Raw genomic sequence first — 1,331 nt, 5'->3', positions numbered from 1 at the left:
CGATCGAGGGGTGGGCACGCGGGGTACTCCTTCCGTGGCCGCCGACCGGGTTAGCTGACGGATTCGGGCGGGAAGTACGCCCTACCGCGGGCCGTGGGCTCGCGGATTCACCCCGATGGTGCTCATGGGTCCCCGGTTCGTGGAACACGATTAGGCGGGTCGGTGCGGCGTCGCCGTCGGCGATCGATTACCGCATCGGACGCGCCGACACTACCGGTGGGTATGTCCCCTGCCAAGCGCTCCCACCTGCGTAAACGTGATCCGTGGTAACGGATTTCGGAACACCCGGTTACTGACTTCACTCAATGGGACAAGCAGTTTCGACGGCGCCTGGCGGCGGAAAGCGGACAGACGGCGACCACCCGGCCCGCAATCGCGATACTCGATGACCCGTTCTGCGCCCGGCGCCCGTTTCGGTGAACCGGGTGACCGGGCTCACCACGTTCCGGGTAACGATTCGGTCGAGACGGCCGTCTCAGCCGACCCGGGCCGGACGCCAGCGGGCGTTACGGACCGACGCGGGCACCGGCTGGGCGCTCGGCGTCGCGCTCCGGTACGCCGGGGCGGGCCGCAGCGCCACTGTGGCCGCGTACGCCTCGGCGGCGAGTGTCCGGGCGGCCTCGGCGGCCAGTTCCGCGTCCCGCCAGGCTGCCCGCTCCCGCGCGGCGGCGCTCTCCCATCCGGACCGGCGCCCGTCCCTGACGGTGCGGGCCAGCACGATCTCCTGCTCGGCCGGGTGCCGGCGCGGATCCCACCCGTTGCGGCGCGCCAGCACGTCGGCGAGCTGACGGGCGGTGAGGTCGCCCCGCCAGTGCGCCGTCATGGCGGCGTGGCGCAGCCAGCGCTCCCGGGCCGCGTACTCCGCAGGGGTTCGTGGCGTGCGCGGCGCGGCCAGCGCGGCGGCGCCGGCGAGGCGGCGGGCGGCGGCGTCCGCCTCGTCGTACGCGGTCCAGGCCCGGTCCGCCTCGTCCTGCGCGGCCAGCCACCGCTCCCGGCGGCGACGGGCCGTCTGGGCGGCCCCGGCGGCGGCCACCGCCACCTCCTCGGCGTACCGGATCAGGTCGTCGCGGCGGGCGGCGTCGGCGTCGGCCGGCTCGGGGGCGGTCTCCGGCGCGGGGTCGCGTTCGGGCCGGGCGACGAGCGCGGCGAGCAGGCCCAAGGCGAGCAGCAGGAGGAAGGACCAGATGGCGGCGGCCTCGGGCACGGAGGTGAGGAAGTGGTACAGAGCGGTCTGCGACATGGTCGGCACCTCACGGGAAGGACCTGGCGGGAGGACCCGCACGACGTCGCCGGGGCGGGCCGGTGGAGGGCCGCCCCGGCGACGTCGTGCG

Annotated in this window: 1 protein-coding gene and 1 riboswitch; the gene reads right to left on the bottom strand. The window is 75.1% G+C overall.

All coding sequences use genetic code 11. The features are described 5' to 3' along the window. Positions 1 to 24: 24 nt before the first annotated feature. A riboswitch (cyclic di-AMP (ydaO/yuaA leader) is annotated at positions 25 to 167 on the bottom strand. 308 nt (positions 168 to 475) lie between these two features. Further along, the gene (locus tag ABD52_RS37185; protein ID WP_047894865.1) at positions 476 to 1,240 is read right to left on the bottom strand and encodes a hypothetical protein; all 765 of its coding nucleotides are present in this window, start codon (positions 1,238 to 1,240) and stop codon (positions 476 to 478) included. Between the last annotated feature and the right edge of the window lie 91 nt (positions 1,241 to 1,331).

Source organism: Micromonospora sp. RV43 (assembly GCF_001029515.1).
Taxonomy (GTDB): domain Bacteria; phylum Actinomycetota; class Actinomycetes; order Mycobacteriales; family Micromonosporaceae; genus Micromonospora; species Micromonospora aurantiaca.
Note: the sequence above shows the minus strand (reverse complement) of the source record. Positions and strands in the feature narration are given on the sequence as shown.

Coding starts and splice junctions, on each gene's coding strand:
- ABD52_RS37185 (WP_047894865.1), bottom strand. CDS start 1,240: ATGTCGCAGACCGCTCTGTACCACTTCCTCACCTCCGTGCCCGAGGCC.